Origin of the sequence: Streptomyces sp. NPDC058697 (assembly GCF_042715345.1) — a bacterium.
In the GTDB taxonomy this organism is placed as follows: domain Bacteria; phylum Actinomycetota; class Actinomycetes; order Streptomycetales; family Streptomycetaceae; genus Streptomyces; species Streptomyces liliifuscus.
Genome location: NZ_JBHXSU010000002.1, coordinates 674,936 through 690,721, shown reverse-complemented (window position 1 = coordinate 690,721; position 15,786 = coordinate 674,936). Strand labels below are relative to the sequence as shown.

Genomic DNA, 15,786 nt, shown 5'->3' with positions numbered 1-15,786 from the left:
CAACGCCGCCCGCAGCAGCACGACGTTGACCCGGCGGCTGAGTTCGTGGTCGTCGGGCAGCAGCCCGCGGCAGATGGTCGCCATCCGCTGCGACGGCTGCGGCCCGCTGCCATGTTCCGGGCGGGCCAAGTAGACGGCCGACATGTCGCACAGCCCGGCCGCTTCCTCGCTGCGCGGCCCGACGTCCAACCTTCCCTTCCGTCGGCGTACGCATCGTCGCAGACGCCACGCCGGGAACCTCCGGCGTATTTGCCCCTCCTGCCGAAGTCCAGGAAGGTCAACACGCCACGCCTCGAACCACAGCGGCATCCGGACGGAACATCCGTGCCACAAGCGGGCGTTGGAGACACTCATGCGAGGGGGGATCGACAGGCGATGAGCACTGGAACGAGGGCCGACGTGTCGCACGGGGCGTTCCACCTGGACTCCACGGTCCCGGGCGCCGCATCGCGAGGACTCGACGCCTTCCGGCGCGGGTGGGAGACACAACTCGGCGGCGGCTTCAGGCTGCCCGCCTTCAGCCCCGCCACGATCGGCGACTTCCGGGTCAAGGGCCGCGCCGCCAGGCTGAGCGACGTGACGATCGCCGACCTCCACGGCGCGTCGGCCACCCGGACCGTGGGCGCCCCACGCGGCGAGGAGGATCTGGTGCGCATGTACGTGGTGCGGCAGGGCGCGTGGGATTTGGACGGGCCGCGCGAGCGTGACGAACACACCGTGTCGGCCGGGCAGTTCCTCCTGCGGCACTTCGGACACCCGTCGCCCTTCGCGACAGCGGCGCACACCACGGCGAAGATACTCTTCCTGCCCACCGCGATGCTCGGACCACTGCTCGGCAACCGGACCATCACCGGACCGGTCGACTCCGCCGAGGTGCGGCTGTTGGCGGCGCACGCGAACATGGTCCACGAGACCATCGCCGACCTGAGTCCGGCCGGTGTGCACGCCGCCCACAGCACGCTGATCGAGCTGGCCAAGGCGGTGGCGCAGAGCCGGTTCGACGACATGGAACCCTTGCTGGCCCCTTCGCTCGCGCAGGCCGCGAAGGACCTCGCGGACAGTCATCTCGCCGATCCTGAGCTGTCTCCGGCGATGCTGGCGCGTGAACTGCGTGTCTCCGTACGCACTTTGCAGCGGGCGTTCGCCGCGGCGGGGGAGTCGGTGACCGCGTACATCCGCGACCGGCGTCTGGAGGAGGCCCGCCTCGCTCTCACCGCCGGGCCCGGCCGACCGAGCGTCTCGGAACTCGCCGCCCACTGGCAGTTCGCCGACAGCAGCCACTTCATACGGGCCTTCAAGAAACGCTACGGCCGGACCCCCACCGAGTACGCCCGCGCGACCGGATCGCCGACCGGGCCGACCAGGCCGACCAGGAAGTGAGCCGAACGCCTCGGTGCCGCCGCACAGCTCGTCCCGGCACCTGACCCACCCCCTACCGGGGTATCACTCCCGACTTGGCTCCCCAGCGTGACGCGCCACCCTCCACCGTCTTCCTACCTTCCTCCCCGTCATCACGGACGAGACAGAGGGAGACGCACCGATGCGCCGCTTCAGGAAGGGTCTGGCCACGGCCGTACTGATCACACTGCTGGTCGGCGGCACGGCAGGCTGGGCCTCGGAGAGCAGCGAGAGCGCGCTGAGCGGTCCGCTCCCCGGTACCGCCGCCTGGCTGGCGGACGACTCTCTGAGCAAGGAACCACCGGACCCCAACACGGCCACCCCGTCCGAAGTGGCGGTCTTCTTCGCCGACCTGACAGGTACTCAGCAGCGGCGACTTGTCGAGGACCATCCCACCGTGGTGGGCAACCTCGACGGCGCCCCCGTAAGCCTCCGTTACGAGGCCAACGCCCGCGCGGGCGACCAGGTTCTGGCGTACGACCCGCGTGGCCGCGGCCTGATCGCGCAGGTCGCCGGCGACCTGGAGCACGCCACTCACGTCTCGGTGATCGTCCCCGGCTCGGACACCGACATCTCGACGTTCGACGGCACGGCACGGTGGGCCGCCGACCTTCAGGAGGAGGCGGGCGACGACACGGCCGTCATCGCCTGGGCCGGCTACACCACCCCCTCCGGCTTCGGCCCCGACCTGGCGACGGGCCGGCTCGCCGAGACCGGCGCCGAGCGCCTCACCCGTTTCACCGACGGCCTGGACGCGGCCGGTCTCCCCGACCCCTCCCTCTTCTGCCACAGCTACGGCTCGGTGGTCTGCGGCCTCGCCGCCCCAGGCACCGACGCGAGCGACATCGTCGTCATGGGCTCGCCCGGCATGCGCGCCGACGACGTCACCGCGCTCGGCACCGATGCCCACATCTGGGCGGCGAAGTCCCCGGACGACTGGATCGACCGCGTCCCCAATGTCGAGGTCCTGGGCCTGGGCCACGGCGCGGACCCCACCTCGCCCGACTTCGGCGCGACCGTCCTGCCCGCCGACGACGTCCCGGCGCACGACGAGTACTTCACCCCCGGCACCTCCACCCTGACCGCGTTCGCGGCGATCGCCGGCGGAGACGTGTGATGAAGACCCCCACGAAGCTGGCGAAGCTCACCGCCACGATCGACGACCGCACCCCCGTCCACCGCGACCGCGCCATCGACGGCCTGCGCGCGCTGGCGCTCCTGGCCGTCCCGACCGGCCACTGGCTGCTCGGCGGCTTCACCCTGGACACCGGCGGTGGCCTGCACAACGCCAGCCCGCTGGCCACGTTCGGCGTGCTGGCCCCGGCCGGCTGGATCCTCCAGATGCTGGGCATCTTCTTCCTGGTCGGCGGCTACTCCTCGTACCTCTCCTACCGGCGCCGCAAGGGTTCGGCCCGCGAGTGGATCACCGGCCGGCTCACCCGTCTGGGCCGCCCGGTCCTCGGAGTCACCGCCGTGTGGGCGCTGCTGCTTCCCGCACTCCACTACGGCTTCGGCGTCCCGACCGCCACCCTGCACACCGCTTCGACACTGGTCGTCCAGCCCCTGTGGTTCGTCGGCGTCTACGCCGTGATCACGGCCCTCACGCCGTACTGCGTACGCGCCTCGCAACGCCTCGGTTTCCGGTCCGCGGCCCCGCTGCTCGGCTCGGTCGCGGTGGTCGACTTCCTGCGATACGGGCCGTACGCGGACGCGATGCCGTCCTGGGTGAGTCTGCTCAACCTGCTTCCGGGCTGGATGTTCGCCTACCAACTGGGCGTGTGCTGGGCGGACAAGCGGGTGGGCCGCCGCGAGGCGTGGCTGCTGCTCGCGGGCGGCGCGGCCCTGTTCGCCACCCTGCTGCTCGCCTTCCACTACCCGGCGTCGATGGTGGGCGTGCCCGGCGCGTCCCGTACCAACTCCCATCCGCCGTCCCTGCTGGTCCTGGCGCTCGCGGCCGCCCAGTCAGGTGCGGCGATCCTGCTGCGCGACCGGCTGGCCCGGCTGCTCCGGCGCCCCGCCCTGTGGGCCCCGGTGGTGATCATCAACCTGTCGGCGATGACGATCCTGTGCTGGCACCAGACGGCGATGCTCGCCGCCGCGGTCCCCGGCTCGTACGTCGGCGAGATCCGCGGCCTGACCACCGCACCGGACACGGCCGGATGGATCCTGGCGCGGCTGGCCTGGATGCCGCTCTTCGCGGGGCTGCTCGTGGCGATCACGAAGTTCGCCCAGCCCCTCGAGACCCCGTGGGACCGCACCGGCACGACCCGCCGCGCGGTGGCGGGCGTGCTGGCGGCGGGCTTCGCCTACTTCGCGCTGGCGGTGTGAGCGATGCACCGATCGGCCGGGTGATGGCTCCACGGCCCGTCAACACCCTTGACGCGTACGTCCTTTGAGCCGGCCGGCCGACGAGCCCCGCTCCGCATCGACACCATCCACCGAACATGGGAGTACGACCATGTCCTTGACCGGCAAAACCGCTCTGCCGCTGTGCCCGCACGGCGTTCATCGGCCATGACGCGGGCCATACCCAGAAGCAAACAGGCCGCTACCCGTAAGCTCCACGGCTTCACAAGTTCGGCCGTCTCGATGACTGCGGTTACGCCGAGTCGGCCTGGCAGTTGCGCGTCTCCTGACGTCGTCCCACCTCACATAGGCTGGGGACCATGACCTCAGTGGAGGAGGAACCCCCGCGCGCGCTGCTCGCGGGGGCTTCGCGTCGGTGGGTACGGCTGCTGCCGTGGGCCGTGGCGTTCGTGCTGAGCGTCGCCCTGCTGCCCACCACCATCCAGGTGCTCAGCTCCGACTACGGCCTGAACGGCGGCATCGCGAGCGCGCTGGCCGTCGCCCAGGCGGCACCGCTGCTGCTCGCCGTCGTCCGCCCACTGCAGGCCTGGTACGTGATCTTCGCCGCGGACGTGGCCGGGGCCCTCGCCCTGCTCACCGTCGACTTCAAGGAGCAGCTCCTGTGGCCGTTCCCGCCCATGGAGATCGTCGGGTACATCGGCCTCTGCCTCGCCCTCGGCCTGCGCGAGCCACGCCGGACGTTGCTGCTGGTGTGGCTGGCGACTGCCGGCGCGAACGTCGGCCTCGGGTTCTTCGCGCCCCACGGCACGAGCGCCATGAACGTATTGCTCACCATTCTCAGCGGCGTCGCACTCGTGCTCGCCGGTGCGCTCCGCGAGCGGTACGACGCGCAGCGCAGGCTGGCCGAGCAGGAGACGATCAGCGAGGCCGAGCGCGACCGGCGGACCCTGCTGGAGGAACGCGCCCGCATCGCGCGCGAGCTGCACGATGTGGTGGCGCACCACATGTCCGTCATCACGGTGCAGGCGGACACCGCGGCGTACCGCCTCGAACGGCTGCCGCCGGACGTGCAGGAGGAGTTCACCTCCATCGCGGCGACCTCGCGCGAGTCGCTCGGCGAGATGCGACGGCTCCTCGGCGTGCTGCGGAACGAGGAGGCGAACGGCGAACTCGCGCCCCAGCCGGGCCTGACGCGGATCGGGCAGCTGGTGGAGGCGACGGCAAGGGCGGGCGTGCCGGTGGAGTTCACCCCCTGCGACGCCGACGTGCCCGAGGCGGTGGGCCTCTCCGCGTACCGCATCGTTCAGGAGGCCCTCGCGAACGTCGTGCGGCACGCGCCGGGTGCTCCGACGCAGGTGTCGGTATCAGTGTCGGAGCCGGAGCCGGAGCCGGAGCCGGAGCCGGAATCGGAGTCGCGGCCAGGGCCAGGGCCGGTGTCGGAGTCCGGTTCGGAGGACAGTGTGCGGCTCACCGTCCTGGTGGTCAACGGCCCGCCGCCCCAGCCGCCCGCTGCCCCGCTTGAGGAGGGCGGCACCGGGCACGGCCTCGTTGGCATGCGAGAGCGAGTGCGGCTCGTCGGCGGCACCCTCGACGTGGGGTCGCTGCCAGGCGGCGGCTTCCGGGTGGCCGCCCAACTTCCCCTGAACGGAAAGGACTTCACGTGACGACGCGCGTCATCATCGTCGACGACCAGGCCATGGTGCGGGCCGGCTTCGCCGCACTGCTGGCCGCCCAGAGCGACATCGACGTGGTGGGCGAGGCCCCGGACGGTGCGCAGGGCGTCGAGCTGAGCCGGCGCACCCATCCCGACGTCGTACTGATGGACGTCCGTATGCCCGAGATGGACGGCCTGGAAGCCGCCCGCCGCCTCCTTACGCCCCCGCGGGGCGTGACACACCGGCCGCGCGTTCTGATGCTCACCACGTTCGACATCGACGACTACGTCTACGAGGCGCTGCGGGCGGGCGCGAGCGGCTTCCTCCTCAAGGACGCGCCGCCGGCCGACCTCATCTCGGCGGTACGCGTCGTGGCCTCGGGCGACGCGCTGCTCGCCCCTTCCGTGACGCGCCGCCTCATCGCGGACTTCGCCCGACAACGCCCCGCCGCCCGAGGCAAGCCCGCGCTGCGGCTCAAGGGCCTGACGGAACGCGAGACCGAGGTCCTCACCCTGGTGGCCCGCGGCCGGTCCAACACGGAGATCGCGGAGACGCTGGTGCTGGCCGAGCAGACGGTGAAGACGCACGTGAGCCGCGTCTTCACCAAGCTCGACCTGCGCGACCGCGCCCAGGCGGTGGTCTTCGCGTACGAATCGGGGCTGGTAGCCCCGGGCGAGTAGGACGGCCGCTCCTCGGGGCGCCGTCCCCGGGGCTGCGCCCAGGGACCGCGCCCGGGACCCGGAGCACGTCGCCGTCGGAGGCGGAGGGGCCTGCGGCGCTGGTGCTCGCACGGTGCGCGACGATATTGCCGAGCCGTTGGCTCCGGCGTCCCTGAGCCGCACCGGCGGCAGCGAGGCCGCCGCGTCTCCGCATCTCCGGCGCGGGCCGGGGCTCTGCCCCAGGTCCCGGGCGAGAGTCCCCGGCGGGGGAAAGACGGGAGAGGGCCTGCTTCTCCTCCACCCCCTACCCCGGTAGCACCCCCACATTGGCTCCCGGGTATGACGCCCGGCGCGCAGCCGCCCCCGCACTCTCCACCTCGTCGGAACGAGAACAGCGTGAGAGGGCGGAACATGAGGCTACGCAACGGCAAGCGGCAGAAGACGGAAGACCGACCGGAGGCCCTGGCCGCCACCACACCCGGTTTCGCCGTCGAACTGCGCGGTGTCCGGCGGCAGTACGGCCGCGGCGCGGGCTCCGTGCACGCCCTCGCGGGCGTCGACCTCGCCCTCCCGCGCGGCACGTTCACCGCGGTCATGGGCCCGTCCGGTTCCGGCAAGTCCACCTTCCTGCAGTGCGCCGCCGGTCTTGACCGGCCGTCGGCCGGATCGGTGCGCCTCGGCGGTACGGAGATCACCAGGATGAGCGAGAACAAGCTCACCGAGCTCCGCCGCAGCCGCCTCGGCTTCGTCTTCCAGGCGTTCAACCTGCTGCCGTCGCTGACCGTGGAGCAGAACGTCCTGCTGCCCCTGCGCCTCGCCGGGCAGCGCCGGGACCGCCGTCGGGCAGCCGAGGTGCTCGCGCAGGTCGGGCTCGCCGACAAGGCGCGGCGCAGGCCCGGCGAGCTCTCGGGCGGCCAGCAGCAGCGCGTGGCCGTCGCCCGTGCCCTGGTCACCAGCCCCGACGTGATCTTCGCCGACGAGCCCACCGGTGCCCTCGACACCGGCACCGCCGCCGAGGTCCTCGGCCTGCTCCGGCACGCGGTGGACACCCTCGGTGCGACCGTCGTCATGGTCACGCACGACCCGGCCGCGGCCGCCTGGGCGGACCGCGTGCTGTTCCTCGCCGACGGCAGCTTCGTCGACGGCCTGGAACGCGGTTCGGCGGAGCAGATCGCGGTGCGAATGGCGATGCTCGCCGGCCGTACGGGCGAGATGGCGGGGGTCGCGGCATGAGGAGCTTCGCCCCGAACGGTCTCGCTCGCGCGGCCGTTCGCTTCAAACCCGCGTCGTTCGCGGGCACGTTCGTCGCGCTGATGATGTCGGCGCTGATCGTCGCGGCCTGCGGCATCCTGCTGGAGACGGGCGCTCGCGCCTCGGTCCCGGCGGAGCGGTACGCGAAGGCGCCGGTCGTCGCGGCGGCCGACCAGTCCGTGCGGCTCGTCGCCGACAGCATCGACGGCCCCGAGGAAACCGCGTACCCGCTGCCGGACACCGCCCGCGTGGACGTGGGGCTCGCGGCGAAGGCCGCCCGGGCACCGGGCGCGTCGGCCGCGGTGCCGGACTTCACCTTCCCGGTACGGCAGGACAACGGCGCGCTCTCCGGCCACGGCTGGGGCTCGCACGCCTTCACCGGTACCGCGCTCTCCGCGGGCACCGCACCGCGCACGGGCGAGGTCGTGCTCGACGCCGCTGCGGCCCGCGACATGAAGGCCGACGTGGGCGACACCGTCGCGCTCGAAACGGCCATCGGCCGCACGGACTTCCGGGTGTCCGGGCTGGCCGGGGCGGGGGAGGGTGACATCGCAGCGGCGGGCACAGTGGGTGGCGGCAATGCCACGGCCTGGTTCGCCGACGCCGAGGCACCCGCGCTGGCCGGCCACCCCGGCAAGGCCGACGCCATCGCGGTGCTGGCCGCGGAGGGCGCCGACGTCAACGCCCTCGCCGCCGCCGTCGAGAAGTCCCTCGTCGGCTCCGGCGCGCGGGTGCACACCGGCGACGGCCGCGGTGAAGCCGAGGAGCGGGGCCTGGCGTACGCCAAGGAGACGCTCACCGGCCTCGGCAGTCAGTTCGGCGGTATCGCCACCCTGGTCGCGGTCTTCACCGCGGCCGCCACGGTCGCCCTGTCCGTCGGCCAGCGCATCCGTGAGTTCGCGCTGCTGCGTGCCGTCGGCGCCGCCCCGCGGCAGATCCGCCGCGCGGTCGCCACCGAGGCACTGCTTGTCGCGCCGCTCGCCGGGCTGGCCGGGTGTCTGCCGGGGATCGCGCTGGCGAGCTGGTGGTTCGGGCAGCTGAAGGACCGCGGGGCCGTCCCGGCGGCGGTCGATCTGCACGTCTCGTGGATCCCGCTGGTCGCCGCGGTCGGCATCGGACTGCTCACGGCGCTCGGCTCCGGCTGGATGGCCGGGCGCAGGCCCGCGAAGATCAAGCCGGGGCAGGCGCTCACCGAAGCCTCGGTGGAGCGGCTGCGGCCGGGCGTCATCCGTACCGTCCTCGGGCTGGGCGCCCTCGTCGGCGGCGCGGTTTTCGCCGGCGTCGCCGCCTCGGCCGCCGGTGACAACGCGGCCAACGCCTCCCTCGGCGTCATCATGCTCTTCATGCTCGCCGTCGCCCTGCTCGGCCCGCTGGTGGCCCGGCTGTGCGCGGCGCTCTTCGGCCTGCTCCTGCGCGGCGGCGGTGCGGCGGCAGCGCTGGCCGCCGCCAACTCCCGTACCAACGCACGCCGGTTGGCCTCCGCGATCACCCCGATCGTGCTGGCGATGGCCTTCGCCTCGACGCTCGTCTTCATGCACACGAGCGAGAGCCGAATAGCCTCGGAACAGCTCCGCGACGGCATCACCGCGGACCACGTCGTCACGGACCCGGCGGGCCTGCCAGCCGACGCCGCCGACCGGGCCGCCCGCGCTCCTGGCGTCGATGCGGCCGTGAGCCTGCTCGACACACAGGTGCTGGTGCCCGTCGACTCCGGCGGCGAGACATCGCTGCAGGGGGCGCCGACCCAGGGCATCTCGGGCTCCGGCGCCCAACTCGCCGAGGTACAGGACCTGGACGTACGCAGCGGCAGCTTGGACCGGGTGGGCGCGGGCCGTATCGCGATCGGCACCACCCTCGCCACCTCGGCGAAGGTCGCGGTCGGTGACAAGCTGCCGCTCTACCTCCCCGACGGCACCGAGGCCCGCCCGGAAGTCGTCGCGGTCTACGGCCGCGGCCTGGGCCTGGCGGCGGTGACCATGGACCGGGCGTCCCTGGCCGGCCACGTCACGTCGAGCTTCGACAGCACGCTGCTGGTACACGGCGGCGACGCCAAGGCGCTCACCGCACTCGGTGAAGTCACCGACGCCTCCGGCTACGTCGTCGAGCAGAACGTGGACCGCGAACTCGGCGCCTGGGCCAACTACACGATGGCCGGTGTCCTGGGCGGCTTCGCCGTCATCGCCGCCGTCAACACACTGGTGATGACGGTCCTGGACCGCCGTCGCGAACTGGCCACGCTCCGCCTCGTCGGCTCCACCCGCCACCAGGTGCTGCAGATGCTCCGCTGGGAGAGCCTGCTGGTATCGGTGGCGGGCGTGGCCCTGGGCACGACCATCGCCATGATCACACTGACCCCGATGATGCGTGGCCTGACGGGCGAGTCCCCACACATCCCCCCACTGCTGTACGCCACGTTCGCCGCAACCGCGGTATGCCTCGGCCTTCTTGCCGTAACCCTCCCGGCCCGCGCGGCACTGCGCGACCGACAGGCGTGACATCGGAGGGGCTGAGCCGGGAGACAGTCCGGGGCCCTGCGCTGCCGAGCCATCGGCCTCGGCTCCTCCACCCCGTCGCAGAAGTCAGAAGTGGATTCATGCGAACCCGTAGTGAGGAGTCCTCAATGCTGCAGAGCAGGACCGAAAGTACAGACACCGGACTGCACACGAGATGGAACGGGCGGCTCATCGGCCTGGTGGTTGTCCTGGCCCTGGTGAACTTCGTGGTCGACTCGGCCATCACCGCGCCGCTGCTCGTCCTCCCGGAGATGCTCGACCATTTCGGTACCGACCAGGCGGCGTGGCTCAACGCCACCGCGATGCTGGCGGGGGTGATGTGGGCGCCCCTGCTCGGAAAGAGCGCCGACATCTACGGCAAGCGCAGGGTGCTCGTGGTGGCGCTGCTCCTCAGCTGCGCGGGTGCCGTCCTGTGTGCCGTGGCCCCCAGCATCTGGGTGTTCGTGCCGGGGCGCATGCTTCAAGGAGCGTCTCTGGCCGCCGTGTTCCTCTCCGTCGCGATCGTTCGAGGTGTCTGCGCACCCCGCATCGCGATGATCGTCGTAGGCATCGTCACCTCCAGCTCCGCGGTGCTCAACATCGCGTCCCGTTTCCTCATCGAGAAACTGGCCACGGAGTTCGGCTTCCAGATCCTGTTCCTCCTGTCGGCGTTCGTCGGGGCCGTGATGGCGATCTGCGTGCGCAAGATGATTCCCGAATCCCTGGTCAAGACACCGGGGAAGATCGACGTCGCCGGTGCACTCCTCCTCGGCGGAGGTCTCGCCGGGGTGCTCAGCTATGTGAGTCTGGGCTCGGACCTCGGCTGGCTCGCCGCCGGCCCGCTGCTTCTCCTCGTCGGCGGCGTCGCGGCACTGGCCAGGTGGTTCCTGGTCTCCAGTCGAAAGCCCGACCCTCTGATCGACGTCAGGGACCTCGAAGGGCCACTGGTACTCATGCTCCTCGTCGTCTTCCTCGGAGCCGGTTCGTACCAGAGCATGCTGCAGCTCATCCCCCTCATCGGTGACGTCTCGGCGGATCAGCAACTCGGGTACGGACTGGCCGATCAGGGATCGGTCGCGCAGTTGCTCGCGGCGCCCGGACTCGGAGTCATGCTCGGAGGCCCGGTGGCCGGCTGGCTCGCCGCCCGCATCGGACCGGCCTCGACGCTGGCCGGGACGGTCATGCTCGGAACGGTCGTGACCATCGGGATGTTCCTCGGGGCTTCCCAGCTTCTGGTCGCGCTCTGCTGCGCATTCCTGCTGGGCGTCACGGTAGGGGCGCTCGGGACATCCGGCTTCAACATGGCGGGCAGCCTGGCGTCCGCCGAACGGCAGGGCATCGTGTCCAGCCTGGTCATGGTGATGGTCTCGATCGGGTCGGTGGTACTGAACTTCGTGGGCGCGGCCGTGCTCAAGTCGACCGCCGTGGTCGTCGACGGCGAGACAACGAACTCGGCCACGGGCGTGTTCACCTATATCGCGATCGCCTCGGGCGCATTCGCAATCGCCGCGGTGCTGGTCGTCATGCTCGTACGAAGCACACGCCTCAGCCGCAACTCGCCGTCACCCGACCTGGAGCGGGACACGGCGGGCCTTCGGGTTCCTCATATTCCTCATAACGGACTGGGAGTTGACGAATGAACACGAGAACCGCATCGAAGGGTACGGTCCTGGTTTCCGGCGCGAGCATCGCGGGTCCCGCCGTGGCGTTCTGGCTGCAACGGTACGGATTCGGCGTGACGGTGGTGGAGAAGTCCACCGGGCTGCGCGGCGGTGGGTATCCGATCGACGTGCGTGGCACGGCGGTTGAGGTGGCTCGCCGGATGGGAATTCTGCCGCAGCTCCAGAAAGCGCATATCGAGTCGCGCCGGTTGACCTTCCTCAATGCCGATGGCAGTGAGGCGGCGATAGTTCATCCACAGGCGGTGGTCGGTGGGGTCGAGGGGCATGACGTCGAGGTGCCTCGCGGTGATTTGGCGGAAGTCCTGTACGGGGCCGTCCGTGACGAGGTGGAGTTCGTGTTCGACGACTCCATCGATGTGCTCACAGAACACGAGCGCGGTGTCGATGTCACCTTCCGGAGCGGCGTCCAGCGCAGCTTCGACCTGGTCCTGGGTGCGGACGGACTGCACTCGCGCACCCGGGAGCTCGTATTCGGCGCCGAGGAGCAATTCCACCGCTACCTGGGGTACTGCTTCGCCATATTCACCGTGCCCAACACCTTTGGGCTCTCCCATGAAGCACTCATCTGGAACACTCCCGGAAGGGCCGCGGCGCTCTACGCGGTCAAGGACAGCAACGAGCTGCACGCATTCCTCAACTTTGCTCAACCCGAACCACCGCGCGAGATCTTCCGCGACTCCGAGGCACAACGTGATCTCGTCGCCACCACTTTCGCCGGCGACGGATGGGAGATCCCGGCCATGGTCACCGCCATGCGTCACGCGAACGACGCGTTCTTCGACACCGTGAGCCAAGTCCATATGCCGTGCTGGTCCAGCGGCCGGGTCGCGCTCCTCGGCGATGCCGCCTACGCCCCGTCGTTCCTGACCGGGCAAGGCACAAGTCTCGCCCTCGTCGGCGCTTACATGCTCGCCGGTTCGCTGGCCGCCCATCGCGACCACACCGCGGCCTTCGCCGCCTACGAACGCGACGTCCGCCCATTCGTCGAACTGAACCAGGCACAGGTCGGTAAAGGCGACGCGGCGCTCTTCCCCACCACCGCCGAAGCCCTTGAAAAACGCAACAACAAACTTCGCGGCCTCACCACCCTGCCACCAAGAACCGGGCGCCCAGCCCACACAGCGCTCACCTTGCCCGAGCAGATCGAGCACATCGAGGTCGGTCGCTCGTAGCCGGTGTTGATCGCCGCCCACTCGGCCGTCCCAGCCGGGTGGGCGGCGCACTGAGCAATTCCGTTGATGGACAGGGCAGTTACAGCTGGAGTACCAGGTCCGACATCACCGCAAGTGGCAGCGACGGGTTGGCGGCGGCAGCTTCAATCACCTGCCAGTCGGCGTCGGTGAGGAGTTCCACGATCACCGGCGGTGGGAGAGCGGGATGGCCGGCGGCGACGGGCCTCGCCCTCTTGTCCGCCAAGCACACGATCAACGCCTGGGCGGTCGCATTGCGATGCCGGGCGACCTCGCGCAACGCCTTCTGTACCGGTGGCCGGTGCCGGGTCAGGTGCTCCAACAGCGCCGGAGTCGCGTCCGGATTGGCAGCCACCTTGGCGAGGACCCTGGCGCCGTGCCGGTCGACCATGGTGCGCAACCGCGCTTCGGAGAGACCCGGGTGCCCAGCGATGGACTTGACCACCTTCGCGTCGGGGTCGGCGGCCAACGCGTCGCGGATCTCGGCCGGCAGGTCGCGTCGTTGGGCCAGGAGCATCCGCACGGCAGGGTTCGGTGACTTGGCCAGTTCCTCAACCTCTATGGGAGAGGCGGCGGCGATCCGCGGCAACAGGGTGGCGCCGATCCGCGCATCGCCGGCCAGGTCGGTGAGCACGTCGAGCGGTACGTTCGGATTGTGCGCGAGCCTGCGCCGCACGTCGTGGCCGTGGTCGCCGGCCAGCACGCGGATCAAGGCCTCGCCGATCGCGGGATTCTCGGCGAGGTCGGCTCGTACGCCAGGATTGTCATCCACGGAAAGGCGTCCGCTTACCTCGGTAGGCAGGTCCGGGCGGGCAGCGAGTGCCCAGCGGAGCAGTGTCGAAGGATGGTCGGCAAAGCCGATGACGGCCTCGGGGGGTGTGGCAGGGTTCCGCAGAACCGCATGTTGCGTGTCGTGCACGGTGGACTCGTGGGAGCCGTCGCAGGACGCGCCCGGCAGGAGATCGCAGTCGAGTCGCGCGCATTGAGGATCGTGCACGAACGGCGTCTCTTCGCGGTCGCAGACCAGACACCGTTGCACCGGAGACAGCCCCTCGCCGGTTGCCAGCGCCGCCAGCACGGCCGACGGCGTTGCCTCGTTTGCCGCCACCGCACGGCGGACCTCGGCGTGCGGATGTTCCGCGAGCCTGGCTGCCACGTCCGGTGTGGCCCAGAGCGCGAGCTCCGCGACGACTCGTATGTCCGAGTCCGCGGCAAGCAGCTCCACCACGTCGGACGGGAGACCGGGACAGGCCGCCAGCTTCTCCCGGTGCTCAACGCGCGGATCTGTCGCGATCGGGCGTGCCCACTCCGGTCTGCCTGCGCCTTCATGGAGCAAGGCGAGGGCGGCATGTGGCTGCGCCACGGGATCGATGTCAGCGGCGGTCAGCAGGCCCTCGTACGCAAGTCGCCCGGCGCTCTCTTCAGCGCGTGAGACCAACGCGACCGCCTGCGCATGGCTGAGGTCCGCGCGGCCGGCGAGGTCCACGGCGAGGTCGGCGTCCGCGACCGCGATCAGCCGGTCGACCAACTCGGACGGCAGAGCCGTATTGGCGGCGAGCCCGCACAGGACGTGGTTCACAGGGGGCATCCTGCCTGGACCGGGACCGAGTGGCTCGTGGATTTCGACGTCGACGAGTTGTGACCACGCAACTCCTGGCGCAGGAGCTGGATACCGGACCGCCCTCGCAGTCCGTGTACGCGGCCAACACCGCCGAACTGCACGCGGCCGTTTCGACGACTGGCACGAGGACCTGCGCGCGCCGGGTCGCCGACGCCGACGGCCCCGCGGTTCCTCGCCGACCACCCCCGTGACGCTGCCCGCAGCACCCCAGGGGGACCACACCTCACGTCCTTGTTCGTACCGGGCGCCGGAGCAAGTAGACGCCCGCGGACGAGACCAGGACGGCCATGCAGGCGATGAACACCAGCCCCGCGCCCTCCAGGCCGATCGGACCCGTCAGCACTCCCACCCCGATCACGGGCACCGAGATGCCCGCGTAGGCCACCACGAACAGCGTCGAGATCACTGACGCCCGGCGGTCCGCGGGAGACGCCTGGGCCACCGCGGACAGAGCACCACGAAATGCCAGGCCCTGCCCGACCCCGCCGACGATCGCGCTCAGCACCACCAGCGCGAGCAGGTCCCAGTGCAGCGCGCCCGCGAGCAGCGCCAGTCCGGCGAGGAGCCCGGCGCAGCCCAGCGGCAGCGACCGTGCCAACCCGACCCGGCCGACCACCAGTTGCCCCGCGGTCGAGGAGAAGAAGGCGAGCGCGACGACGAGTCCGCTGACGGCGTGATTGTCCACGTCCAGGGACTCCGCCAGGAACGCCGGGCTGACCGACGTGAAGACCCCGAACAGTGCGAACCCCACGAACGAGGCGATCGCCGCAGGCACGAACGCCTTCCGCACCTGCGGGGGCACCCCGGGCCGCTGCGGCCGTACCGTGCTCAGCGGCCGCCGCTCGCGTACGGTCTCCGGCAGCCACCACAGCAGGACGGCGGCCGAAGCGGTCGCCAGCGCGAGGTGTACGACGAACGGCAGGTACAGCGGCCAGGCGGCGTACTGGGCGAGGACCCCGGCGAGCAGCGGACCGCAGCCCAGGCCGCCCATGTTGGCGGCGGTCGCCACGAACGTCGCCCGGGACGTGCCGCCGTCCGGCGCCAGCTCCATGACGTACACCGTGGCGGCGCCGGTGAAGAGACCGGCGGACAGCCCCGAGAACAACCGCCCCACATACAGCCAGCCCAGTCCGGTGGCACACAGGAAGCAGACGGCACTGGCCGCCGCGAACCCCAGGCCCCAGAGCAGCACCGGCCGCCTGCCCACGGCATCGGAGACGTTGCCCGTCAGCAGCAGCACGGCGATGACCCCGAAGGCGTACACGGCGTACACGACGGTCACCGTCAGCTCGGAGAACCCGAACTTCTCCTGATAGAGGCTGTAGAGCGGGGTCGGCAGCGTGGTGCCGGCCATGCACACGGCGAACACGGCCCCGCTGAGCAAACACTGGCGCCACCCTCGGCGATCACCGTCCATGCCGCCGACGGTAGTCCCGCGACCCGCTGGGCACCGGCGCGGCGTGCCCGGCGCGCCGCCGATACGGAAAAGTGGCGGACGCCCAGGGAACGGCTCCGTTCCGGCTCGATAGCC

Annotated in this window: 12 protein-coding genes; 10 read left to right on the top strand and 2 right to left on the bottom strand. The window is 71.0% G+C overall.

Annotated elements, in window-relative coordinates; all coding sequences use genetic code 11:
* Positions 1–375: 375 nt before the first annotated feature.
* From ACFWXQ_RS07610 to ACFWXQ_RS07570, 9 genes are all read left to right on the top strand, one after another.
* Complete coding sequence (locus ACFWXQ_RS07610; protein WP_383951200.1) at positions 376–1,380, top strand: helix-turn-helix domain-containing protein; 1,005 nt, start codon at positions 376–378, stop codon at positions 1,378–1,380.
* A 160-nt stretch (positions 1,381–1,540) separates the two neighbouring features.
* Positions 1,541–2,515, top strand: coding sequence for an alpha/beta hydrolase (locus tag ACFWXQ_RS07605; protein ID WP_383951202.1), 975 nt, complete (start codon positions 1,541–1,543; stop codon positions 2,513–2,515).
* Positions 2,515–3,726, top strand: coding sequence for an acyltransferase (locus ACFWXQ_RS07600; RefSeq protein WP_383951204.1), 1,212 nt, complete (start codon positions 2,515–2,517; stop codon positions 3,724–3,726). The genes ACFWXQ_RS07605 and ACFWXQ_RS07600 overlap by 1 nt, the downstream gene beginning before the upstream one ends.
* Positions 3,727–4,064: 338 nt before the next feature.
* Positions 4,065–5,369 carry a sensor histidine kinase gene (locus tag ACFWXQ_RS07595; protein ID WP_383951207.1) on the top strand — a complete coding sequence of 435 codons (1,305 nt, stop codon included), beginning with the start codon at positions 4,065–4,067 and terminating at the stop codon, positions 5,367–5,369.
* Complete coding sequence (locus ACFWXQ_RS07590; RefSeq protein WP_383951210.1) at positions 5,366–6,040, top strand: response regulator; 675 nt, start codon at positions 5,366–5,368, stop codon at positions 6,038–6,040. The genes ACFWXQ_RS07595 and ACFWXQ_RS07590 overlap by 4 nt, the downstream gene beginning before the upstream one ends.
* A 390-nt stretch (positions 6,041–6,430) precedes the next feature.
* Positions 6,431–7,252 (top strand): ABC transporter ATP-binding protein, encoded by an 822-nt coding sequence (locus ACFWXQ_RS07585; protein ID WP_386267760.1) that lies wholly within the window; start codon positions 6,431–6,433, stop codon positions 7,250–7,252.
* Entirely contained in the window at positions 7,249–9,765 is a 2,517-nt protein-coding gene (locus ACFWXQ_RS07580) for an FtsX-like permease family protein (protein WP_386267758.1), read from the top strand. The genes ACFWXQ_RS07585 and ACFWXQ_RS07580 overlap by 4 nt, the downstream gene beginning before the upstream one ends.
* Positions 9,766–9,890: 125 nt before the next feature.
* Positions 9,891–11,402, top strand: coding sequence for an MFS transporter (locus tag ACFWXQ_RS07575; RefSeq protein WP_386267757.1), 1,512 nt, complete (start codon positions 9,891–9,893; stop codon positions 11,400–11,402).
* A complete protein-coding gene (locus ACFWXQ_RS07570; RefSeq protein WP_383952198.1) occupies positions 11,399–12,616 on the top strand; it encodes an FAD-dependent monooxygenase in 1,218 nt (405 codons plus the stop codon). Before ACFWXQ_RS07575 ends, ACFWXQ_RS07570 begins: the two co-directional genes overlap by 4 nt.
* A gap of 79 nt (positions 12,617–12,695) precedes the next feature.
* Here ACFWXQ_RS07570 and ACFWXQ_RS07565 read toward each other — a convergent pair whose 3' ends face one another.
* Positions 12,696–14,213 (bottom strand): hypothetical protein, encoded by a 1,518-nt coding sequence (locus tag ACFWXQ_RS07565; protein WP_383952196.1) that lies wholly within the window; start codon positions 14,211–14,213, stop codon positions 12,696–12,698.
* A gap of 59 nt (positions 14,214–14,272) precedes the next feature.
* On the opposite strand from ACFWXQ_RS07565, the gene ACFWXQ_RS07560 reads away from it, so the two are divergent.
* On the top strand, positions 14,273–14,446 hold the full coding sequence (locus tag ACFWXQ_RS07560; protein ID WP_383952194.1) for a hypothetical protein: 174 nt from the start codon (positions 14,273–14,275) through the stop codon (positions 14,444–14,446).
* 32 nt (positions 14,447–14,478) lie between these two features.
* Here ACFWXQ_RS07560 and ACFWXQ_RS07555 read toward each other — a convergent pair whose 3' ends face one another.
* Complete coding sequence (locus ACFWXQ_RS07555) at positions 14,479–15,672, bottom strand: MFS transporter (RefSeq protein WP_383952192.1); 1,194 nt, start codon at positions 15,670–15,672, stop codon at positions 14,479–14,481.
* Positions 15,673–15,786: the final 114 nt, after the last annotated feature.

Bases quoted from the DNA above. Each gene is read 5' to 3' on its own strand.
- ACFWXQ_RS07610 (WP_383951200.1), top strand. From the start codon at position 376: ATGAGCACTGGAACGAGGGCCGACGTGTCGCACGGGGCGTTCCACCTG.
- ACFWXQ_RS07605 (WP_383951202.1), top strand. From the start codon at position 1,541: ATGCGCCGCTTCAGGAAGGGTCTGGCCACGGCCGTACTGATCACACTG.
- ACFWXQ_RS07600 (WP_383951204.1), top strand. From the start codon at position 2,515: ATGAAGACCCCCACGAAGCTGGCGAAGCTCACCGCCACGATCGACGAC.
- ACFWXQ_RS07595 (WP_383951207.1), top strand. From the start codon at position 4,065: ATGACCTCAGTGGAGGAGGAACCCCCGCGCGCGCTGCTCGCGGGGGCT.
- ACFWXQ_RS07585 (WP_386267760.1), top strand. From the start codon at position 6,431: ATGAGGCTACGCAACGGCAAGCGGCAGAAGACGGAAGACCGACCGGAG.
- ACFWXQ_RS07580 (WP_386267758.1), top strand. From the start codon at position 7,249: ATGAGGAGCTTCGCCCCGAACGGTCTCGCTCGCGCGGCCGTTCGCTTC.
- ACFWXQ_RS07575 (WP_386267757.1), top strand. From the start codon at position 9,891: ATGCTGCAGAGCAGGACCGAAAGTACAGACACCGGACTGCACACGAGA.
- ACFWXQ_RS07570 (WP_383952198.1), top strand. From the start codon at position 11,399: ATGAACACGAGAACCGCATCGAAGGGTACGGTCCTGGTTTCCGGCGCG.
- ACFWXQ_RS07555 (WP_383952192.1), bottom strand. From the start codon at position 15,672: ATGGACGGTGATCGCCGAGGGTGGCGCCAGTGTTTGCTCAGCGGGGCC.